Origin of the sequence: Pseudomonas protegens CHA0 (assembly GCF_000397205.1) — a bacterium.
Lineage (GTDB): Bacteria > Pseudomonadota > Gammaproteobacteria > Pseudomonadales > Pseudomonadaceae > Aquipseudomonas > Aquipseudomonas protegens.
Genome location: NC_021237.1, coordinates 3,506,910 through 3,528,077, shown reverse-complemented (window position 1 = coordinate 3,528,077; position 21,168 = coordinate 3,506,910). Strand labels below are relative to the sequence as shown.

The 21,168-nt window shown below is 62.8% G+C and carries 22 protein-coding genes; 5 read left to right on the top strand and 17 right to left on the bottom strand.

Features of this window, described 5'->3' with window-relative positions; all coding sequences use genetic code 11:
* Positions 1-79 precede the first annotated feature (79 nt).
* The 8 genes from paaE to paaG all read right to left on the bottom strand — a co-directional run bounded on the left by paaE (position 80) and on the right by paaG (position 6,801).
* A complete protein-coding gene (paaE, locus tag PFLCHA0_RS15820) occupies positions 80-1,156 on the bottom strand; it encodes a 1,2-phenylacetyl-CoA epoxidase subunit PaaE (protein WP_015635702.1) in 1,077 nt (358 codons plus the stop codon).
* Positions 1,157-1,185: 29 nt separating this feature from the next.
* Positions 1,186-1,716, bottom strand: a complete 531-nt coding sequence (gene paaD / locus PFLCHA0_RS15815) for a 1,2-phenylacetyl-CoA epoxidase subunit PaaD (RefSeq protein WP_015635701.1) — start codon at positions 1,714-1,716, stop codon at positions 1,186-1,188.
* On the bottom strand, positions 1,703-2,464 hold the full coding sequence (gene paaC / locus PFLCHA0_RS15810) for a 1,2-phenylacetyl-CoA epoxidase subunit PaaC (protein ID WP_015635700.1): 762 nt from the start codon (positions 2,462-2,464) through the stop codon (positions 1,703-1,705). Before paaC ends, paaD begins: the two co-directional genes overlap by 14 nt.
* A gap of 8 nt (positions 2,465-2,472) precedes the next feature.
* Positions 2,473-2,754 carry a 1,2-phenylacetyl-CoA epoxidase subunit PaaB gene (gene paaB, locus PFLCHA0_RS15805; RefSeq protein WP_011061421.1) on the bottom strand — a complete coding sequence of 94 codons (282 nt, stop codon included), beginning with the start codon at positions 2,752-2,754 and terminating at the stop codon, positions 2,473-2,475.
* A gap of 69 nt (positions 2,755-2,823) precedes the next feature.
* Positions 2,824-3,813, bottom strand: coding sequence for a 1,2-phenylacetyl-CoA epoxidase subunit PaaA (gene paaA, locus PFLCHA0_RS15800; protein WP_015635699.1), 990 nt, complete (start codon positions 3,811-3,813; stop codon positions 2,824-2,826).
* A gap of 177 nt (positions 3,814-3,990) precedes the next feature.
* Positions 3,991-5,313: a phenylacetate--CoA ligase PaaK gene (gene paaK, locus PFLCHA0_RS15795; protein WP_011061419.1), complete on the bottom strand. Its 1,323-nt coding sequence runs from the start codon at positions 5,311-5,313 to the stop codon at positions 3,991-3,993.
* 219 nt (positions 5,314-5,532) lie between these two features.
* Positions 5,533-5,982 (bottom strand): hydroxyphenylacetyl-CoA thioesterase PaaI, encoded by a 450-nt coding sequence (gene paaI / locus PFLCHA0_RS15790; RefSeq protein WP_011061418.1) that lies wholly within the window; start codon positions 5,980-5,982, stop codon positions 5,533-5,535.
* Positions 5,983-6,009: 27 nt separating this feature from the next.
* Positions 6,010-6,801 carry a 2-(1,2-epoxy-1,2-dihydrophenyl)acetyl-CoA isomerase PaaG gene (gene paaG / locus PFLCHA0_RS15785; protein WP_041752271.1) on the bottom strand — a complete coding sequence of 264 codons (792 nt, stop codon included), beginning with the start codon at positions 6,799-6,801 and terminating at the stop codon, positions 6,010-6,012.
* Positions 6,802-7,227: 426 nt separating this feature from the next.
* Here paaG and paaY point away from each other — a divergent pair, with 426 nt between their 5' ends.
* The 4 genes from paaY to PFLCHA0_RS15765 all read left to right on the top strand — a co-directional run bounded on the left by paaY (position 7,228) and on the right by PFLCHA0_RS15765 (position 12,587).
* Positions 7,228-7,821, top strand: coding sequence for a phenylacetic acid degradation protein PaaY (paaY, locus tag PFLCHA0_RS15780; RefSeq protein WP_015635697.1), 594 nt, complete (start codon positions 7,228-7,230; stop codon positions 7,819-7,821).
* A gap of 64 nt (positions 7,822-7,885) precedes the next feature.
* A complete protein-coding gene (gene paaX / locus PFLCHA0_RS15775; RefSeq protein ID WP_011061415.1) occupies positions 7,886-8,809 on the top strand; it encodes a phenylacetic acid degradation operon negative regulatory protein PaaX in 924 nt (307 codons plus the stop codon).
* A gap of 288 nt (positions 8,810-9,097) precedes the next feature.
* Positions 9,098-10,108 carry a poly(ethylene terephthalate) hydrolase family protein gene (locus PFLCHA0_RS15770; protein ID WP_011061414.1) on the top strand — a complete coding sequence of 337 codons (1,011 nt, stop codon included), beginning with the start codon at positions 9,098-9,100 and terminating at the stop codon, positions 10,106-10,108.
* Between the two features lie 331 nt (positions 10,109-10,439).
* Positions 10,440-12,587 carry a phosphocholine-specific phospholipase C gene (locus PFLCHA0_RS15765; RefSeq protein WP_015635696.1) on the top strand — a complete coding sequence of 716 codons (2,148 nt, stop codon included), beginning with the start codon at positions 10,440-10,442 and terminating at the stop codon, positions 12,585-12,587.
* A 178-nt stretch (positions 12,588-12,765) separates the two neighbouring features.
* Here PFLCHA0_RS15765 and PFLCHA0_RS15760 read toward each other — a convergent pair whose 3' ends face one another.
* Positions 12,766-13,032 (bottom strand): hypothetical protein, encoded by a 267-nt coding sequence (locus tag PFLCHA0_RS15760; protein WP_015635695.1) that lies wholly within the window; start codon positions 13,030-13,032, stop codon positions 12,766-12,768.
* A 353-nt stretch (positions 13,033-13,385) separates the two neighbouring features.
* Between PFLCHA0_RS15760 and PFLCHA0_RS15755 the strand changes: the two genes are divergently transcribed.
* Positions 13,386-14,711: a sigma-54 dependent transcriptional regulator gene (locus PFLCHA0_RS15755; protein WP_011061411.1), complete on the top strand. Its 1,326-nt coding sequence runs from the start codon at positions 13,386-13,388 to the stop codon at positions 14,709-14,711.
* A gap of 70 nt (positions 14,712-14,781) precedes the next feature.
* Here the strand turns inward: PFLCHA0_RS15755 and PFLCHA0_RS15750 are convergent, their stop codons facing one another.
* From PFLCHA0_RS15750 to pnuC, 8 genes are all read right to left on the bottom strand, one after another.
* Positions 14,782-16,077 carry a coiled-coil domain-containing protein gene (locus PFLCHA0_RS15750; RefSeq protein WP_015635694.1) on the bottom strand — a complete coding sequence of 432 codons (1,296 nt, stop codon included), beginning with the start codon at positions 16,075-16,077 and terminating at the stop codon, positions 14,782-14,784.
* A 54-nt stretch (positions 16,078-16,131) separates the two neighbouring features.
* Entirely contained in the window at positions 16,132-16,866 is a 735-nt protein-coding gene (locus tag PFLCHA0_RS15745) for a hypothetical protein (RefSeq protein WP_011061409.1), read from the bottom strand.
* 48 nt (positions 16,867-16,914) lie between these two features.
* Positions 16,915-17,595 (bottom strand): C39 family peptidase, encoded by a 681-nt coding sequence (locus PFLCHA0_RS15740; protein WP_011061408.1) that lies wholly within the window; start codon positions 17,593-17,595, stop codon positions 16,915-16,917.
* 64 nt (positions 17,596-17,659) lie between these two features.
* Positions 17,660-18,649, bottom strand: coding sequence for a hypothetical protein (locus PFLCHA0_RS15735; RefSeq protein ID WP_011061407.1), 990 nt, complete (start codon positions 18,647-18,649; stop codon positions 17,660-17,662).
* A 63-nt stretch (positions 18,650-18,712) separates the two neighbouring features.
* Complete coding sequence (locus PFLCHA0_RS15730; protein WP_015635693.1) at positions 18,713-19,291, bottom strand: hypothetical protein; 579 nt, start codon at positions 19,289-19,291, stop codon at positions 18,713-18,715.
* Position 19,292: 1 nt separating this feature from the next.
* Positions 19,293-19,739, bottom strand: a complete 447-nt coding sequence (locus PFLCHA0_RS15725) for a hypothetical protein (RefSeq protein ID WP_011061405.1) — start codon at positions 19,737-19,739, stop codon at positions 19,293-19,295.
* A gap of 328 nt (positions 19,740-20,067) precedes the next feature.
* Positions 20,068-20,592: an AAA family ATPase gene (locus tag PFLCHA0_RS15720; RefSeq protein ID WP_041752268.1), complete on the bottom strand. Its 525-nt coding sequence runs from the start codon at positions 20,590-20,592 to the stop codon at positions 20,068-20,070.
* Positions 20,589-21,152, bottom strand: coding sequence for a nicotinamide riboside transporter PnuC (gene pnuC, locus PFLCHA0_RS15715; RefSeq protein ID WP_011061403.1), 564 nt, complete (start codon positions 21,150-21,152; stop codon positions 20,589-20,591). Before pnuC ends, PFLCHA0_RS15720 begins: the two co-directional genes overlap by 4 nt.
* Between the last annotated feature and the right edge of the window lie 16 nt (positions 21,153-21,168).

Here is a 21,168-nt window from a genome sequence, read left to right as displayed (position 1 = left end):
ACGTGAAGGCGCTGCGCGGCCTTTCGCAGCTTCGCTGGAGCTCGGCAGCGGCTACGGGCGGCTGCGGGGAGCGCCGGAGTCAGAGCTGGTCGAAGTCCAGTACCACCTTGTCGCTGAGCGGGAACGATTGGCAGGAGAGGACGTAGCCGGCCGCGACTTCGTAGTCTTCCAGGGCGTGGTTGCTGTCCATTTCCACTTCGCCTTCGATGACCTTGCATTTGCAGGTGGAGCAGACTCCGGCCTTGCATGAGTAGGGCAGTTCGGCGCCCTGGGCGTTGCCGGCGTCGAGAATGCTCTGGCTGTTGCGCGGCAGGTCGAAGGCCAGGGCGCGGCCGTCGCTGATGACGGTGACCCGGCTGTGACGGGCATCCAGGGCGCTGGCGGTTTCCCGGGCCTGGCGCTTGTGCCCGTCGCTGCCGGCGTGGAACAGCTCGAAGTGGATGCGCTCGGCCGGCATGCCGGCAGCCTTGAGGCTGTCGCGCACGGTTTCGGTCATGGCCTGGGGGCCGCAGATGAACGCGGCCTCCAGTTGCTGGACGTCGAGCCAGCGGGAAAACAGCTGCTGGCACTTGTCCTGGTCGATGCGCCCGTTGTACAGGTCGATGTCCTGCCGTTCGCGGCTGAACACGAACATCAGGTTCAGCCGCTGCAGGTAGCGGTTCTTCAGGTCCTCAAGCTGTTCGCGAAACAGCGCCGAGTTGCTGGAGCGGTTGCCGTAGAGCAGGGTGACCCGGCTGTGGGGCTCGGTTTGCAGGGTGCTCTTGATGATCGACAGGATCGGCGTGATGCCGCTGCCGGCCGCCACCGCCAGGTAATGGCCGCGCCGCGCCGGGTCCAGCTCCACATGGAAACGCCCGGCCGGGGGCATCACGTCCAGGCTTTGGCCGGGCTGCAATCGTTCATTGGCGAAGGCCGAGAAACGCCCGCCGGCCACGCGCTTGACCGCGATGCGCAGTTCACCGTCGTTGACCCCGGTGCAGATCGAATAGGAGCGGCGCACTTCCTCGCCTTCAAGCTCGGTGCGCAGCACCAGGTGCTGGCCCTGGGTGAAGTGGAAGTGCTGCTGCAGGTGCGGGGGAACCTCGAAGGCGATGGACACCGCGTCGCGGGTTTCATTGCGCAGGTCCTTGATGGTCAGGCGGTGGAACTGGCTCATGGTGGTTCTCCACTGCGGCGCCGGGCCGCTCAGATGCACTTGAAGTAGTCGAAGGGTTCCAGGCAATCACGGCAGCGATACAGGGCCTTGCAGGCGGTGGAGCCGAACTCGCTGAGGCGCTCGCTGTGGGCGCTGCCGCATTGCGGGCAGAGCACCTGGGGCGTTTCTCCCAGCAGGCTGCGCTTGCTGCTGCCCGAGGGCGGTGCAATGCCGTAGGCCTGCAGGCGCTGGCGCCCGCGCTCGGTGATCCAGTCGGTGGTCCAGGCCGGGGTCAGCTGGCGCAGCAGCCTGGGTGCCTTGAAGCCGGCGCGCTCCAGGGCCTGGCGGATGTCGCTTTCGATCACCTCGGTGGCCGGGCAGCCGGAGTAGGTCGGGGTGACCGTCACCTGCAGGTGCCCCTGGTGCCAGTCGAGGTGGCGCACGATGCCCAGGTCGAGCACGCTGACCACCGGCACTTCCGGGTCCATGACCCGGTCGAGGGTGGCCCAGGCGGTGTCCAGGTCCCCGGGCAACGGGTCGCGTGCCCCCAGGTCGCTGCCGATCAGCTCACCAGACCGCATCGGGATAGGCTCGCGGCAGTGATTGCATCTGGGCCAGCAGCAGGCCCAGGTGTTCGGTATGCAGGCCTTTGCGCGCATCCAGGTAGAAGTGGCTGGGCGCTTCGGGCACAGGCAGGGTGGCCCGGGCGAACACCGCGGCGACCCTGTCCTGCCAGGCGGTGGCGACCTGAGCCGGGTCTGCCAGCAGCCCGGCCTGGTGCAACGCGTTCTCCGCAGGATCGGTGGCGATCAGTTCCCCGGTAAAGCGCCACAGCCGCGGCAGGGCCTGGAGCATGCGCCGGTGGCTTTCCTCGGTGCCATCCCCCAGGCGCTCGACCCATTCGCTGGAGCGACGCAGGTGGTAGGTGACTTCCTTGAACGCCTTGGCGGCGACCCCGGCGATGCGTGGATCGCCGGACAGGCACAGGCCACGGAGGGTTTCCAGGTGCCAGGCGTCGTAGAAGAACTGCTTGAGCATGGTCACCGCGAAGTCGCCATTGGGTTGTTCCACCAGCAGCAGGTTGCGGTAGGCGCGTTCGTCGCGGCGAAAGGCCAGATGGTCGGCATCTCGCCCATCCGCCAGCAGTTCGGCGGCATAGTCCAGCCAGTTGCGGGCCTGGCCCACCAGGTCGAGACCGACGTTCATCAGTGCCAGTTCTTCTTCCAGGGCCGGGGCCCGGCCGCACCATTCGCACAGGCGCTGGCCCTGGACCAGGGCACTGTCGCCCAGGCGCAGCAGGTGGTTGAGCAGATCGTTTGCAGGGTTCATGGCCGGCCTCACATGTGTCCGACTTCGGGGGGCAACTGATAGAAGCTGGCGTGGCGGTAGACCTTGTCGTCCGCCGGGTCGAACAGCGGCTCCTTTTCGTCCGGCGAGGAGGCGACGATCTGCGCCGACGGCACCACCCACAGGCTCACGCCTTCGCTGCGCCGGGTGTAGAGGTCGCGGGCGTTGGCCATGGCCATCGGGGCATCGGCGGCGTGCACGCTGCCGACATGCTTGTGGTTGAGGCCGTGCTTGCTGCGCACGAAAACCTCGTAGAGGGTCCATTCAGACATTGCAGTGACTCCACATCAGGGCTGGAGGGCCATTGCCCCTGGGGGCAATGACCGGGGGTGAACGGGCTCTCAGGCGGCGTCGCGAGCGGCCTTCCGGGCGGCGTGGGCCACGGCGGCAGCCCGCACCCAGGCGCCGTCCTCGGTGGCCTGGCGGCGGGTGTCCAGGCGTTCCTGGTTGCACGGGCCGTTGCCCTTGAGCACTTCGTAGAATTCTTCCCACTGGATTTCGCCAAAGTCGTAATGGCCGCGCTCGGCGTTCCACGCAAGCTCCGGGTCGGGGCAGGTGCAGCCCAGCAGCTCCAGTTGCGGGATGGTCTGGTCGATGAAGCGCTGGCGCAGTTCGTCGTTGCTCTGGCGCTTGATCTTCCAGGCCATGGACTGGGCACTGTTGGGGGAGTGTTCGTCGCTGGGGCCGAACATCATCAGGGCCGGCCACCAGAGACGGTTGATGGCGTCCTGGACCATGTCCCGCTGTGCCTGGTTGCCCTCGCGCATCATGGTCAGGAGGATTTCGTAGCCCTGGCGCTGGTGGAAGCTCTCTTCCTTGCAGATGCGCACCATGGCCCGGGAATAGGGGCCGTAGGAGGTGCGTTGCAGCACCACCTGGTTGACGATGGCCGCGCCATCCACCAGCCAGCCCACGGCGCCCATGTCGGCCCAGTTCAGGGTCGGGTAGTTGAAGATGCTCGAATACTTGGCCTTGCCGCTGTGCAGCCGGGCCACTTCTTCGTCGCGGTCGGCCCCCAGGGTTTCCATGGCGCTGTACAGGTACAGGCCGTGGCCGGCTTCGTCCTGGATCTTGGCCATCAGTTGCAGCTTGCGCTTGAAGGTCGGGGCACGGGTGACCCAGTTGCCTTCGGGCAGCATGCCGACGATTTCCGAATGGGCGTGCTGGGAGATCTGCCGGATCAGGGTCTGGCGGTAGGCCTCGGGCATCCAGTTCTTGGCTTCGATCTTGATCTCGTCGTCGATCCTTTGCTGGAAGCTGCGTTCCTGTTCGGACATCTCGGCCAGTGGCGTGACGCGCTTGACCCCCGTTTCTACCAGCTGTGCGTACATGTGGCGTCTCCCGGTGTGAAGGTGTGGCTGGGCATGGGAATGTTTATATGTGATACGCAAATTAATATCAAACATAATATAACGTGTCATGTTTGATTTTGGTATCGCATTGCGCCCCTGGGCCTTTGCCAAGGCAAAAAAAAGCCCCGCATCAGCGGGGCTTCCAGGAAGGATGGATTAGCGGTTGCGTTTGTCGATTACCCGGCAGGCCTTGCCTTCGGAGCGCTTGATGCTGAATGCCGGCTGCAAAACGATACGCGAGCTGATACCGATATGGGTCTTTATGTGGCGGCTGAGATCGCCGCAGAGGGCCCGCTGCTGCTCGTCCCCCAGTTGCTGGTGCTCAGGCTTGAGCTCGACGTGGATGTCAACGCTGTCGAGGTTGCCGTGGCGGTACAGGTGGATCTCGTAGCAGGGGGCCAGTTGCCCGACCTTCAGCACCTGTTCTTCGACCTGGGTGGGGAACACGTTGACCCCGCGGATGATCAGCATGTCGTCGCTGCGCCCGGTGATCTTGTCGATGCGCCGCATGGGCCGCGCCGTGCCCGGCAACAGCCGGGTCAGGTCGCGGGTGCGATAGCGGATCATCGGCAGCGCTTCCTTGGTCAGGGAGGTGAGCACCAGCTCGCCCAGTTCGCCATCGGCCAGTACCTGGCCGGTGATCGGGTCGATGATTTCCGGGTAGAAGTGATCCTCCCAGAGGGTAGGGCCGTCGCGGGTCTGCGCGCATTCCATGGCCACCCCGGGGCCGATGATTTCCGACAGCCCGTAGATGTCCAGGGCGGTGATGCCCAGGCGCTGTTCGATGGCACTGCGCAGTTCGTCGGTCCAGGGTTCGGCACCGAAGATTCCCAGGCGCAGCGCCAACTGGTGCGGGTCCAGGCCCTGGCGCTCGATCTCGTCGGCGATGTTGAGCATGTAGGAGGGGGTGACCATGATGATGTCCGGCTGGAAATCCTTGATCAGTTGCACCTGCTTCTCGGTCTGGCCGCCGGACATGGGGATCACCGTGCAGCCCAGGCGTTCGGCGCCGTAGTGCGCCCCCAGGCCGCCGGTGAACAGGCCATAGCCGTAGGAAATATGCACCTTGTCCCCGGGCCGGCCGCCGGCGGCGCGGATCGAGCGCGCCACCACCTGCGCCCAGGTGTCGATGTCGTTGCGGGTGTAGCCGACCACCGTGGGCTTACCGGTGGTGCCGCTGGAGGCGTGCAGGCGTACCACCTGGTCCATGGGCACGGCGAACATGCCATAGGGGTAGTGGTCGCGCAGATCGGCCTTGGTCGTGAAGGGCAGGTGCGCCAGGTCTTCTAGGCGCTTGATGTCCTGGGGGTGCACCCCGAGCTGGTCGAAGCGCTGGCGGTACAGCGGGACCCTGTCGTAGGCGTGGTTCAGGCTCCAGCGCAGGCGTTCCAGCTGGTGCTGGCGCAGGTGGTCGATGCTGGCGGTTTCCATCGGGTCCAGCAGCGCGTCGGGCACGGTTCCGGCAATCGGCATGTTCATGGTGTCACTCGAATTGTTGTTGTCTTGTAGCCCGCCGGCGGGCGGGCTCTGAGTGCATGCCCCGGGGCGCAGGCGAGCCCCGGGGGAGTCTTTTTACTGTGCTTGCAGCCGCTCGCTGATCAGCGCGATGCCCGGGTCGACACCGATGCACATGGTGCACAGCGCGTAGCGGCCCCGGCGCTGCCAATGAGGATACGGACGGCATCGATGAGCAGTGGGTCATTCATGGGAGGTCTCCTGTGTCAGCACCGGGCCGTGCACTTGGTAGGATTTGCCTTGGAGCAGGGCGATGAGCCGGCCCTGCTGGTTTTCCACGCGCACCGCGTAGTGGCCGGTGCGGCCGCCGCGGTTCTGTTCATGGCAGTCGGCGGTCAGGGTGTCGCCCAACTGCGCCGGGGCGATGTACTCGATGCTGCAACCCAGGGCCACTGTGGCCCGGTCATGGCTGTTGCAGGCAATGGCGAAGGCCGAATCGGCGAGGGTGAAGATCAGGCCGCCGTGGCAGGTGCCGTGGCCCTGCAGCATGTCGGCCCGCACGCTCATGCCCAGGCGCGCCGCACCGGGCGCCACCGACAACAGGCGCATGCCCAGGGCGTTGCTTGCCGGGTCACGTTCGAACAGGGTCCGGGCGCAGCGCCGGGCCAGTTCCATGGCGTCATGTTCAGTCATGCAGGGGCCTCCTTGGAGTCGCCGTGGTCAGCAGCCCTTGAACACGGGGCTGCGTTTTTCCATGAAGGCGCTGACGCCTTCGCGGTAGTCCTCGCTGCAACCGGCCAGGCGTTGCAGGTCGCGCTCCAGGTCCAGTTGCTCATCGAAGCTGTTGTGCAGGCTGGCATTGAGGCTGCGCTTGATCAGGCCCAGGCCGTAGGTGGGTTGGGTGGCCAGGTGCCGGGCCAGGCTCAGGGCCTGGTCCCGCAGTTGGGCATCATCCACGCACTGGTAGATCAGGCCCCACTGCTCGGCCTGTTCGGCACTCAGGCGGTTGCCGAGCAGGGCCAGGGCCTTGGCCCGGGCCATGCCCACCAGGCGCGGCAGCAGCCAGGTACCGCCGGAATCGGGAACCAGCCCGAGCTTGCAGAAGGCCTGAATAAAGCTTGCCGAGCGTGCGGCCAGTACCAGATCGCAGGCCAGGGGCAGGTTGGCCCCGGCCCCGGCGGCCACCCCGTTGACCGCGCAGATCACCGGCAGCGGCAGGTCCCGCAGGGCCCGCACCAGGGGGTTGTAGAAGGTTTCGATGGAGGCCCCCAGGTCCGGCGCGGCGACGCCGGGTGCCACGGTGCGCTCGCCCAGGTCTTGCCCGGCACAGAAGCCCCGGCCTTCCCCGGTCAGCAGCAGGACCCGCACCTGCGGGTCATTGCGCACCAGGTCCAGGGCTGCCTGAACCTCGCGGTGCATCGTCGGGTTGAAGCTGTTGAGCTGTTCGGGGCGGTTGAGGCTGAGAAGGGCCACGCCCTCGCTGATGGAGAACAGGATGGTGGTGAAGTTCATGGGCGGGGCGCTCTGTGCTGGGCGATCAGGCGAACACCACCGACAGGCGTGGAGGCAAGGCGTTGAGGCATGGTGAATGTCCTCGGGGTGGCCGGTGGTCGGCTCGATTGTCGGGTCGGCTGGTTGGCCGGTTTTCGTCGAGTATATCGCCAATGTGATACATAAAAACAATAGCGACGTGAATTTAATGTGTCTTGATTTTGAGTGTCGGTCCAGCTTTTTTTGTGGCCCCAGGCTCACGACAAAAGCCTCCAGGCTGCCTAAAGCGTTGATAAATACGGGACTGACAAGTCTTTGTGGAGCAGCCAGGCTGGCTGACTGCGGCGGCGCCGGTCTTGTGCGTGGCCAATAATCTGATACAAACTGCCATCCGCAGTTCATCGTATTTCCTGCTTTCAGATGACGTGTTCTTCAAGGAACCTCTCCATGACCTGTTACAGCCTCGATGGATTGACCCCGGTGGTCGACCCCAGCGCTTATGTGCACCCTTCAGCGGTGCTGATTGGTGATGTGATTGTCGGCGCCCATTGTTACGTCGGCCCGTTGGCCAGCTTGCGGGGCGATTTTGGGCGGATCGTTCTGGAGGAGGGGGCAAACCTGCAGGATACGTGTGTGATGCATGGTTTTCCCGACAGCGATACGGTGGTCGAGCGCAACGGCCATATAGGTCATGGCGCTGTCCTGCATGGCTGTCGAATTGGCGCCGACGCCCTGGTGGGCATGAATGCGGTGGTGATGGACAACGCGCATATCGCGCCCCGTTGCATCGTTTCCGCGGCAGCCTTCGTCAAGGCCGGCTTCGAGTGTGCGCCACAGTCGCTGATCATGGGCACGCCGGCCCGGGTCAGCCGCCCGCTCAGTGATGCGGAGCTGGCCTGGAAGCAGGCGGGGACCCGCGAATACCAACAGCTGGCCAGGCGTTGCCTGGCGCAGATGCGGCCTTGCGAGCCGCTGCGGGAGGCAGAGCCCGGACGCCCGCGAATCGGCAACAGTGCGCTGCGCCCCAAGGCTCGCCCATGAACCTGCCCGGGCGTTATAGCTGCCTGAAACCCGCTATATTCCTTCCTTTTTTACCGGTACATCCATGTCGTCCCTAGCGCCACTGAACCACCTGATCAAACGTTTCCAGGAGCAGACTCCGATCCGCGCCAGTTCGCTGATCATCACCCTGTACGGCGATGCCATCGAGCCCCACGGCGGCACGGTGTGGCTGGGCAGCCTGATTCAGTTGCTGGAGCCCATGGGGATCAACGAGCGCTTGATCCGCACCTCGATCTTCCGCCTGAGCAAAGAGGGCTGGCTGAGCGCTGAAAAGGTCGGCCGGCGCAGTTACTACAGCCTGACCCTGACCGGGCGCCGGCGCTTCGACAAAGCCTTCAAGCGCGTGTACAGCGCCGGAGTGCCGGCCTGGGACGGCGCCTGGTGCCTGGTGATGCTCTCGCAACTGTCTGTCGAGTTGCGCAAGCAGGTGCGCGAAGAGCTGGAATGGCAGGGGTTCGGCGCCATGTCGCCGGTACTGCTGGCCTGCCCGCGCAGTGATCGGGCCGATATCAACGCCACCCTGGCGGAGCTTGGTGCCCAGGAAGACACCATCGTCTTCGAGACCACGCCCCAGGATGTCCTGGGTTCCAGGGCCCTGCGCCTGCAAGTGCGGGAAAGCTGGAACATCGATGAACTGGCAGCCCACTACAGCGAGTTCATCCAGCTGTTCCGCCCGCTCTGGCAGGCCCTGCGCGAGCAGGAGCAGTTGCAGCCCCAGGATTGCTTCCTGGCCCGGCTGCTGCTGATTCATGAGTACCGCAAGCTGCTGCTGCGCGATCCGCAACTGCCCGACGAACTGCTGCCCGGGGATTGGGAAGGCCGCGCGGCGCGCCAGTTGTGTCGCAACATCTATCGCCTGATCCAGGCCCGGGCCGAAGAATGGCTGGCCACTGCCCTGGAGAACGCCGATGGCCCGTTGCCGGATGTCGGCGAAAGCTACTATCGGCGTTTTGGCGGGCTGGTCTAGCCCGCTCATCCACGGGGTGCCAGCTGTGATGCCCGAGGCCAGGGGGGGGCGGCCCCGGGCGTTGCAGCCGGTTTTATCACGGCCCGGATGTTAAATAGTCATTGACCTGCGAATTTGTCCTGATCTAGGGTCGCGAACGTATTCAATGCAACTAAGCAGAGAATGTTTCAGCGCTATTGCAGTTGAATGACGTGCACTGCAAGTTTGAAGATATTTGCAATATAGGGAGCATGGCCAGGTACAGGTATTCGGTCCTGCAGGGAAAGCAGACAGATAAAGGAATTATCGATGAAGTGGATTCGCAACCTGGCTACAAAGTTCGGCCTGGCCATGATGTTGGTTATTTGGGGCAAGTTGGCTATTGCTTCGCAATTGGTTCCGGCATTTGGGCTGGCCAATGATCAATATGCTAAGTCTCCAGGGCCCTATGCAGTCAGCACCAATGCTGTTCTGAGTGATTGCCGTGGGTTGTTGGGGGTATTGGCGCGGATCATGCTGTTGGATAACAGCCTGCAATGCAATCAGTCCTTTCCTTACGGATTCTCCAATCCGATCTCCACCAGTGTCTATTACCCGTCCAATATCAAGCAATTGGACAAGTTGCCAGTGGTCAACTTCGTTGGCGGTATTCTCTCCAATCAGGGGCAGTACACAGATCTGCTGCGGCTGTGGGCGAGCTACGGCTTCATCGTGATCATCTCCTCGGACTTCATCAACACCGCCCCCACCATGCATGTGCTCGGCGCCCTGGAACTGAGCAAGCTCAACCAGGACCCGACCTCGCCACTGTTCGGCAAGGTCGACCTGTCGCGCACCATTGTGGCGGGGCATTCGGCGGGAGGAGGCGCATCGATTCTATCGGCAAGCCTCTTGCCAGAGACCTTGAAGGGCATCGACCCGCAGTTGCGCTATATCGGCTCGCTGCCGATCGAACCCGGGCCGATCGGCCTTGGCTCCACGGTAAAGACACCGACCCTGGTGCTCACCGGCGCAGCGGACGTAGTGGTCCCGGCCTGGGCCTGGCCAAGGCTGTGGCAGGGCGGGCTGATCAAGGCCGTGCCGGGCTGGAGCGCAACCGCCCATAACGCCACCCATTTCAGCCCGGTCAGAAGCGTCAGGGAAGATGAGTTTGCCGGTATTACCACGGCCTGGATCTTATATATCGGCAAGAATGACCCGGCCGCCAAAGAATACTTTGTCGGTGAAGATTACAAACTGGCCCGAGATCCGCAGTTCATTCGCCTGCTATTCAACCCGCTGCGGGTCCAGCGCAATGAAGTAGCCGATAGCCTTCAATAGCATTGTGCTTTCTCCGGTAAAACGGATACAGCCCAGGGAGTGTGCGAAGCCTGTTTTCTGGCCCATTCAATAGTGCATTTCGCCAGCGCAAAGTTAAGGCGCCGGCGAAATGTACCGGGCGTTTCTTGAACTCGGGTGTTTTATTCATGAAATATTCTTCCTGCGTTACCTGGCAATGCGTTATTGCCGAACTGGCAAGGTAGGGCAGTGGCGGGTAGTTGTACGTTTCATGAACCAACTGCAATGGCAATGTCACTGCATTGTTATTTGCGACCAATACCTTGGGGGCAGCGTTATATATCGCGCTGCAACCATAAGGACTCAATAACCCATGCCCAGTCTTACACGCAGGAAGCTCTTGCAAGCGGCCGCCATCGGTACTTTCTTTTCCTCATTGCCGGCATCCATCCGCCAGGCCCTGGCGATACCGGCGAACAATCGGACCGGGACCATCAAGGACGTCGAGCACGTGGTGATCCTGATGCAGGAAAACCGTTCGTTCGACCACTACTTCGGCACCTTTCCCGGGGTACGCGGCTTCAGTGACCGCTTCACCATCCCCCAGACCGGTCAACGGGAAGTGTGGGAGCAACAGGGCAAGGGCCGGCTGGTGATGCCTTATCACCTGGACAGCAGCAAGGGCAACGCCCAGCGCGTCAGCGGCACCCCGCATTCCTGGGCGGACGCCCACTCGGCCTGGGGCGAGGGGCGTATCAGCGCCTGGCCGACCTACAAGACCAATACCTCCATGGGCTACTACCGCGAGCAGGAACTGCCTTTCCAGTTCGCCCTGGCCAACACCTTCACCCTGTGTGACGCCTACCACTGCTCGGTGCACGCCGGCACCAACCCCAACCGGCTGTTCCTCTGGACTGGCAGCAATGGCGCGAGCGCAGCCAAGGTGGCGGCGGTGGTCAACGAATGGGACGGCCCGGGGCCGGTGAATGTCGGCTACAGCTGGAAGACTTACCCCGAGCGCCTGGAAGAGCAGGGCGTGAGCTGGAAGGTGTACCAGCACCTGCCGGACAACTTCGGCGACAACCCGCTGGCGGGGTTCCGGCAGTACCGGGCCGCCAGCGTGCAGGTCGGCAACCCGGCCCAGCCGCCGAAGGATTTCAATGCCTTCGTGCCCTACAGCGACGGGCTCAACGCCGTGGCGCCGCTGTACAAGGGCAATGGCAACACCCTGCCGGCCAGCAGCGGCAGCAACCTTTCGACCATCATTGGCGGGTTTCGCAACGACGTGCAGGCCGGCAAGCTGCCCCAGGTCAGCTGGATTGTCGCGCCGGCAGCCTATTCCGAGCATCCCGGGCCTTCGAGCCCGGTGCAGGGCGGCTGGTTCACCCAGGAAATTCTCCTGGCCTTGACCAGCAACCCCGAGGTCTGGAGCAAGACGGTACTGCTGGTGACCTACGATGAAAACGACGGCTTCTTCGACCATATGCCGTCGCCCTCGGCGCCTTCGCGGCGCAAGGACGGCAGCTTTGCCGGCAAGTCCACCCTGGGTTTCGACAACGAACTGTTCACCCATCCGGCCCCGGCGGGCTCGACCCAGCAACCCTTGCCCGATGGCGGCGTATACGGGCCGGGGCCGCGGGTGCCGATGCTGGTGCTGTCGCCCTGGAGCCGTGGTGGCTGGGTCAACTCGCAAGTGTTCGACCATACCTCGGTGCTGCAATTTCTCGAGAAACGCTTTGGCGTGCGAGAGCCGAACATCAGCGCCTGGCGGCGGGCAGTCTGCGGCGACCTGACCTCGGCGTTCAACTTTGCCGACCCCAACCATGAAACCCTTCCCGCGCTGCAGACCACTACCCGCCAGGCCGCCGACAGCCTGCGCCAGCGCCAGGAGAAACTGCTGCCGGTACCGCTGCCCTCGGCCGGCCAGCAACTGGCGCCGCAGCAGCAGCGCCTGGCCCGGCCTTCCCGGGCCTTGCCCTATCGGCTGCATGTGGACAGCCAGGCCGATCCCAAGGCTCGCACCTTGTCGCTGAGCCTGCAGAACACTGGGGAGCAAGGGGCGGTATTGCATGTCTACGATGGCCTGCACCTGAGCGAGATTCCCCGCCGTTATACCGTGGAAGCCGGCAAGGCCCTGCAGGACAGCTGGCCGGTGGTGGAGCGCTATCAGCTCTGGGTCCTAGGCCCCAACGGGTTTCACCGCAGTTTCCACGGCGACCTGAAAACCCTGCAGCCCGAACTGCTGGTGACCACCAGCAACAGCCAGTTGCAACTGACCCTGAGCAATCCGGGGGAACACGGGGTGGTCATCAGTATCGATCGCTGCCCCTACACCCAGCAGGGCCCATGGACCTTGGCGGTACCGGCCCGGGGCGAGGTGCGCCAGGTGTTTGCCTGCGAGGGCAGTGGCGGCTGGTACGACCTGACGCTGCGCAGCGACGGCGGCTGGCTGCGCCGGATCGCCGGGCGCCTGGAAACCGGAGCACACAGCATCAGCGACCCCTTGATGGGCCGGGCATGAAGACCTTGGCAAAAATGAGGGCGCTTTCGAAGTGAAACCGGAAGCCGGGCTGGATAACGACAAGAGCAACTAATACCCGGAAGGTAGAAGTTGTAGAGGAGGGCAGGATAGATAGGGTGCTTAGTTGTTTGCTTTAAATAACGGATCACCCCTTCGGGTGATCCGTTAACAGCATCGCTTACTTGGGCATGGCCCAGGACTGCAAGGTATAACCGTCCTGGCTCAGTTCGGCGCGGGCCTGTTTGAGCAGGTCTTCCAGCTGGGCTGGATCGGAGTAGGCACTGCTGGGAATCTGGGTGTGGCCAATACGGGTGCTGGTGCGGTCGATGACGGTCAGGCTGAGTTCGCCATTACCGTCCTGTGGAGCCCAGGCCACGCATTGAAAAGGCTGGAATGCGCGGTCGGCGATCAAAAGTGCTTCGTTGATACGGAGCGGGGCGTTCATGGGGTCTTCTCTCTGTGTGCCCAATCAAATGATGTGCCGTCGGTTGGGCTTACCGTTCGGCTGGTCATTTGTACTGATGCACCGAGGTAGCACTCGGGTCACACTGAAAAACAAGTTTTTACAACTTTCGTGCATAGGCCTTGTGGCCGGGCCCTTAGTTGCGGGGGCTGGATAAAACAACTGCGACAATCAGTCGCTCGTGAACAGCTTGGAGTCCCACGTTAGTTCCTTTGGTAATCAGCGCTATAAGCAATTGATACATTCCACCGTCAAGTTCTTGCTAATGTTACAGCCAGGTTTTCCAAATCACTGTTTCTAATAACTTTTCCATACCCTGGCGCCAAGGAACAGTCATGCTCGAAGCCCCTGTGCAGCGCCGTTTGCTGGTGGTCGATCCCTGTGACGATTGCCATCGCCTGTTACCCGGTTTGCGCACCATTGGCTGGGATGTCGACAGCTGTGACCTGGAGTCCGCTCGCGAACGCTCCTGCGATGTCGGCCTGCTGCGCCTGCAGCCTTTTCACTTGGAGCGCCCGGAGGCGGTCAAGGACCTGATCAGCCGCAGCGGCACCGAGTGGATCGCAGTATTGAGCCAGGAAGTGCTGCGCCTGCAGAAGGTCGGGGATTTCGTCTGCGAGTGGTTTTTCGACTTCCACACCCTGCCGTTCGACGTGTCGCGGGTCCAGGTGACCCTCGGCCGGGCGTTCGGCATGGCGCGCCTGCGGGGCCAGGGCTCGATCCATGTGGATCAGCCCGAGCATGAGTTGCTGGGCAATAGCCGGCCGATCCGCGACTTGCGCAAGCTGCTGGGCAAGCTGGCGCCCACCGAGTCGCCCGTGCTGATCCGAGGCGAAAGCGGCACCGGCAAGGAGCTGGTGGCGCGTACCCTGCATCGTCAGTCCCAGCGCCACGACAAACCCTTTGTCGCAATCAACTGCGGGGCGATTCCCGAACACCTGATCCAGTCCGAACTGTTCGGGCACGAGAAGGGCGCCTTTACCGGCGCCCATCAACGCAAGGTCGGGCGCATCGAGGCGGCCCATGGCGGCACCTTGTTTCTTGACGAGATCGGCGACCTGCCGCTGGAGCTGCAGGCCAATCTGCTGCGCTTCCTGCAGGAAAAGCACATCGAACGGGTAGGGGGCAGCCAGCCGATTCCGGTGGATGTTCGGGTTCTGGCGGCCACCCACGTCGACCTGGAAGCGGCCATTACCAGCGGGCGCTTCCGTGAGGACCTCTACTACCGCCTGAATGTGCTGCAAGTGATCACCGCGCCGTTGCGCGAGCGCCATGGCGACCTGGGCATGCTGGCCAGCCATTTTGCCCACTTCTATAGCCAGGAAACCGGGCGCCGGCCCCGCAGTTTCAGCGAGGATGCCCTGGTGGCCATGGGCAAGCATGATTGGCCGGGCAATGTCCGCGAACTGGCCAACCGGGTGCGGCGCGGCCTGGTGCTGGCCGAGGGGCGGCAGATCCAGGCCAGCGACCTGGGCCTGCTCAGCCTGCAGGCCCAGGACCTACCCATGGGCACCCTCGAAGACTACAAGCACCGCGCCGAGCGTCAGGCCCTGTGCGACGTGTTGAACCGGCACAGCGACAACCTCAGCGTGGCGGCGCGGGTCCTGGGGATCTCGCGCCCGACCTTCTACCGTTTGCTGCACAAGCACCAGATCCGCTAGGGCGGGGAGAAACGCCAAGGCCCGCTGCGATTGGGGAATCGCAGCGGGCCTTGGCGTTTTTGCCGGTGGGTCAGAAGTAGTAGGGGAATTTCAGGCTGAAGGTGAAGGCCGGAGCATCCTCGGTCATGCCGATGGACAGGTTGGGTACGATGGTCAGGTTGTCGGATGCGGCAATCGTCATGCCGACGTTGAAGTAGCCGGCGTTGGCATCGCTGGAGACCACCGACTGCCAGTCGCCACCGTCCTGCTTGAGCTTGCTTTTACGCTGCACCAGGTCGGAAACCGAGAAGGACATACTCATCTTCTCGTTGAGCGCAAAGGCGACACCGGCGCCGATCTGGAAGCTGTCGCCCAGGCGCACCTTGCCGGGGGTCTTGCTGCCCACTGTCGAGCTGATGTCATCGAAGGACTCTTCCAGGTTGTGGGTATAGGCCAGGGTCCCGAACAGCACGGCCGGATCGAAGGTCTTGACCAGGGAGATCCCGGGGGTGACCGACCAGACGCCGTTACCGGTGGGCAGGCTTTCAGGCACGTAGAGGTTGTTGTTGGCAGAGGACCGCACCAGCTTGATGCCGAATGGGTCCTTGCCGGTAGGGGCTTTGACGCGCAAGGTTGCCACCGCGTCGGGCCAGAACTCGGACTCGTCGAGGAACTTGTAGGCCACGCCGAAGTTCACGTCACCCAGGGTCGGGTCGCGGGTGACCGACTCTTCGGTGGTCTGGGTGCCTGAGCCGCCGCCACCGCCGGATTGGAAGGTGGATTCGCGATAGACCACGGGTGCGTTGATATCGAATTGCCAGCGGTTGTTGAGGTTGTAGCGCGCGGTCAGGTCGAGGGTCCAGGTATCGGACTTGATCCGGTCCAGGTTGATGTTGCCGAGAAAGATCGAATCCAGCGCCAGGAAGCCGTTGACTGTCAGTTGGCGGGCATCGTAGCGGGCATAGGTCAAGCCGGTCTCGACGCTGAACTTGCCGCCGCCAAAGAAACCACTGGCCTCGTCGTAGAGGTTGCTGACGCTTTGTGCCGGTTCCGAATCATCCTTGAGGGACTGGCCATAGGAAGCGCCTCCTGCAGCGCCTCCGGAAGCGGCACCGGCCCCAGTACCGGCGACCTGTTGATTGCCCTTCAGGTCAGCAGGTGATTTGGCCAGGCGCTTGGGGGGCGGAGCCGCCGGTTGATCCTCCACTTGGCGAACCCGTTGTTCCAGCACCGCGAGGGCCTTCTGCTGTACTTCGTAACGTTGCTTGAGTTCCAGAAGCTCTCGTTTCAGGGTCTCTACATCGGCGTCCGGCGCCGCTTGTACCAGCGCCGCCGGGAATAGAGTGCTTAAACAGACTATTGCGCGCAGTGAAACCGATCGATACATGAAATAAACCGTCCCTTGTGAACCCCAATGGTCGAGAATCAGCGTAGTTCAAGATCAGAATTTGCGTAGAGCGTTGAGCGTACTCAAATTACAGTCCAAAGCACCGGTGCTGGGACCGTTGTTCCTGAGCACCACATTGAGCTGTGTCATGTTGTTCACCAGGTTGCTGTTACCCATCAACTGGGTGTTCTGCAGCAAATTGCCCTGGGCCACTTGCTGCAAGGCATTGCCCTGGTTGCCGCTGGCCTGAATGGCCATCTGGATGCCACCGTTGAGGGCCGACACCGCCACACTGCCGGCGGCGTTGCTGCCGGTGATGGTCTGGCCGCTGATCAATGCCTGCCCCACACCGGCCGCCAGTGCCGGCGCCTGATTGGCTTCTGTGACATTGATATTGATGTTGTTGTAGGCCGAGTTGCCGTCGCCGGCGGCCCTTACGCTCTGGGTTACGCCCTGGCCGCTGGCCAGCCCTGCGCCGCCGATCACGTTGCCGGTCCCGGGCGGGGGCGTAGTGCCATTGCCGGCCTGGCTGATGGTGGAGACGTAGAATTGCGGTTTGATCGTGGCTTGCTGGATCTGCAGCGAAGTGGACGCGCCGATCAGGTCACCGCTGGCGTTGCGCCAGGTACTGCTCATGACAATGCCGAAGCTGATGATCCGCCCCGGCATGACGTAACGGCCCCGCAACTGCGACAGTTCCTGATCCTGGATGAGTTCGGGCTTGAAACCAGCATGTGCTGGAAGAGCTGCTGCCAGGCAGGCGGCGGCCAGCCAGTATGAAGTCTTCATCTGCTTGCTGCTCCCGGAGCATCCTGCCCCTTTATAGTGTTTGCGCTTCTAGAAGAAGTCGCTCTGGATGAAGCCGAAGTCCATCAAGTCCGCGTCCCTGACCGGGTAGAAGTTATCGAGCTTGTTCTTCGCGGTCAGTGGGGCTGGCGGGTCGAGCAAGGCGTTGGCCTTGTCGTAGCCAGGGCCGATGATGGCGAACACGATACCGTTCCAGCCTTTGACGAAGTCATCATGGGTGTAGCGCTTGTGGCCCAGCACTGGATCACCGATATAGACCCAGCCTTTCTGCGCCCGCTGCATCACCACGAAGTGCTTGTAGCCGCGAATCTCCATCAGTACCACCACCGGGATGGTCACCGCCTCGAGCTTGTCTGGCGGAATCCGGTAGCCCCGGGCGCGCATGCCGATGCTTTCCACGTAGCGCTTCATGTCGAGCATGGAGAACCCCTGGGTACGCACCAGGCCCTGATCCGAATTGACCAGCATGCCCTTGATGACGTGCTCCTCATCGACATCAAGCCAGTAGGCTTGACGCAGAATGGTCGCCAGTGCGGCGGCACCGCAGCTGAAGTCGGTCTTCTGTTCGACGATGTCGCTGAACTTGCGCTCGCGCACGCTCTGCACCTGTTTGAAGATCAGGTTGCCACCGGGCAGGCCGGCGACGGCCATCTGCGCAGCCTGGACGGGAGCACAGAGGCAAAGCAAGAGAGAGAGGATCGCAGTACGCATGATCGTTACGCCTTGGTCGGACTGTGGAAAAGCCCCGTTTCCGGGGCTTTCGTTACGATCGCGATTACATGCAGGCTTTGCAGCCAGCAGCGATGGACAGCGAGTTGCTTTGTTGGTTGCCCACACCGGCCGAGACGTTGGCGCCGCCGTTGCCGGAGAAGCCGTTCATCGAGTTGGTCATGCTGGCGTTGTTGACCACTGGGTTTTTCCAGCCGTCTTTGGTCAGCACTTGCTGGGTCCAGTAGCCAGCCAGTTCGATGGTGCCTTGTTCTTTGAAGGTGAATTTTTGATCGTCGTTGCCGTGGCCTTTGTTGTCGCCATAGCCATGGCCGCTGTGATCGTCGCCACCTTCGATTTTGCCGCTGCCGGTGCCTTTGTAGGTGCCGGAGGCAACGAAGCCGCCAGAGAGGGTGTCTTTTTTGTAGGCCTGGACACCTTTGTTATCCACGACCAGATTGGTCGACTGCTGGTTGGCTGAAGCAGCGGCAGTGGCTACGCGGCCACCGGAAACGGCAATGGCCAGGTTGTTTTTCTGTTGGTTGAAGTCGCCGGCGGTCACGTTGATGCCGATGTTGCCGGAACCGTTGTTGCCGGAGTTGTTGAGCACGGCGTTGTTCTGAGTCGAGGAGTTTTTCACGTAGTTGTTGTTGTTGACCTGGGTGGCGCTGGAAGCGGCCACGGCACTGCCGAAGATGAAGCTTTCGTCAGCGGTTGCCAGGGCAGCGGCATTGTCTTGTTGGTTGCCGTCGCCGGCGGCGACGTTGGCACCCATGTTGCCGTTGGAGTTGTTCAGGGAGTTGTCGGCCTTGGCGTTGTTGTTGGTGCCCTGGTTTTTCACTACGTTGGTGTTGCTGTTCTGCACATCGATGACTGCGGCACCGGCTCCAGCGGTGATTTGCAGCAGAGTGCTGAGGTCCGGACCTTGATCGTGATCGCCATGGCCGTTGCCATGACCGCCGTTGTTACCATGATCGTTACCACCTGCCTGAGCAGCCATTGCCATGACGGCGGCCAGTGCGAAAACCAGTGGTTTGAGAGCCATTGTAGGTTTCATGGTGTTTCTCCGGTGCTTATTAGTTGGTTAAGTGTTGGTACTTTCTAATTGCACTACGAGGGGTCAATCTGCGACCCGGATGCTCAGGGTGTTAGCCATTCGGTTCCCCACCCCGGCACTCTGGTTCACCTGAATCACTCCACGGCTGCCGGTGAAGGCCTGGTCGCTGGTAACGACCTGGCGGCTGCCTTGTTGAGTGCCAGTTGCTCCTGAGTCTGGTAACAGCGCCACGTTCTGTTGCGACAGGGCGCTGTCGTCAATGCTTTGCGGATTGGCACTGATGCTGATCCGCAGGGCATTGGCCATCTGGTTGTTGGCCCCGGCCGACTGGTTCACGCCCAGTGCGCCGTTGCCGTTGCTGAAAGAGTTGCCGCCGATGGTGCTGCTGGCGTTGACCGCGCGGCTGGCGGCGGTGGTGATCTTCTGGGTCACGCTGGTGGTTGCCGTGGCGTTGGTGCCGATGGCAATGGCCCGTACGTTGGTCTGTTGCTGCTGGTCGCCGGCGGCCTGGTTGACGTTGAAGTTGCCGGTATAGCCTGCGCCGGAGTTCTGGATGTTCGAGGTATCGGTGACTGGGCTGGCCGAGTCGGCCATGGCCCCGGTGCAGGTCAGCAAGGCGAGGAACAGCAGGGAGCGACTCATGTTATTGCCCTCCAATGTTGCTCAAGGGAGCCATGCCGGAGCTGATGCTGCGGTTGATCGAGTTGGAGATACTGGCGCCCGCACCGCCGCCATGGCCGGCGGACATGCCGGGCAGGCCGTTGTTGTTGGTCAGCACATTCATGCCGGGTACACCGGCGCTGCCGGACAGCACCGTGCCGCGGACCAGCGCTCCGGTCTTGATTCCGGCAAAGTCGCCATCGCTCATTTCATTACTGGTCATCTGATTGACCAGGACCGACGGGTTGGTGTTGACCTCGACGGGGTTGGGATCCTTTTGCAAAGGTGCGCGGCCGATGGGCTGCGCCTGGACGGTGCGCTGGATGATGATTTCGCCATTCCCCGCAGCCATCACCGGAAGGCTGTACACCGCGCTGACGGCGCAGCCGATCAGCAGTAGGCGGGTGAAACTTTTATTCAGCGTCCCCACGGCGGTATTCCTTCTTCTCAGTGCTGGCCCTAGCCGGCGTTGCGAGGAAGAGAGCAGAAGCCGTGCCGCTTTTTGTTTGTTTTTAAGATTCAACGGCTTGCGAACGCTGCGGGGCGTCGGCTTTCGGGACTGTTTCAGGGATGAGACACCTACCCCCGACGGCCATTGGCCATAACCGGGGCAACGCTCTGGAACAGGGGTTGCTGCGGGGGTGTATCAGGGGCTTAACAGTTTGCCCGGCCGTGGGCGCCACCGCGGAAAATGGCGGCCTGATGGCCGGGCAGGTGTTTCAGGGATGGACACTTGTGGCCCTGCGGCACTGCACCGATCACGCTTGCAGCAGTTGCCGGACCTGCTCGAAGGCCTGTTGCCGGCGGGCTTGCCAGTCGCCGCCAATGATGCGGTACGGCTGGCGGTGTTGCTCCAGCCAATGGCGGGTAGCCTCGAAGAACGCCAGGCGTTCTGCCAGTTGTGGCTGGCAGCGCTGGCCATCGTCGCTCCAGGCCACATCTTCCGGCGACAGCAGCAGGTGCAGGTCGTAGTGGCGGGCCAGCAGTTGGGGTTCCAGCCACGGCGGGCAGTCGCCGAACAGGGTCTGGCTCCAGAGTTGGTTGCTTAACAGGTGGGTATCGAGAATCAGCAGTCCAGGTTGCTGGGCGCGGGCCTGATCTTCCCAGGCGAGCTGGCCCCGGGCGATCTCGGGAATGTCCGCCAGGCAGGTGTCGCGGCCCTGTTGCTCGATGAAGTGGCGCACGTATTCGCCCACCTGGATGCCACCGAAGTGGGCTTGCAGCTCGCTCGCCAGCCAGCTCTTGCCGCTGGATTCGGGGCCGGTCAGTACCAGGACCTTCACGACTGCAGGGCCGGGTCGGCGCGCCAGGCTCGCCAGCCCTGGACGGCCAGCAGGGTGAAAAGGGCATACAGCGCCGCCGTCAGGTAGAGCTCCTTGTAGACGAACAGCCCGACGAAAATCACGTCCACGGCAATCCACAGCGGCCAGCATTGCACGCGCTTCTGCGCCATCCACCACTGCGCCACCAGGCTGAAGGCGGTCAAGGCGGCGTCCAGCCAGGGCTGCGCGGCGTCGGTCCAGTGGGCCATGGCAGCCCCCAGCAGCAGGCTGCCCATTGCGCCCAGGGCCAGCCCCTGTAGCAGTCCGCTGGACTGCAACTGGCTGACCGGCCGCCCCTGGTGCTGTTCGCCGCCCCGGGTCCACTGCCACCAGCCATAGAGCTGCAGCACCGCGTAGACCACCTGCAGGAGCATGTCGGAATAGAGCTTGACCTCGTAGAAGATCCAGCTGTACAGCAGCACCATGACCAGGCCGATGGGCCAGCACCAGGGGTTCTGTTTGACCGTCAGCCAGACGGCGATCACGCCGAGGGCGGCGGCAAACAGTTCAAGCCCGGACATGGCGGTTCCTTGGGGA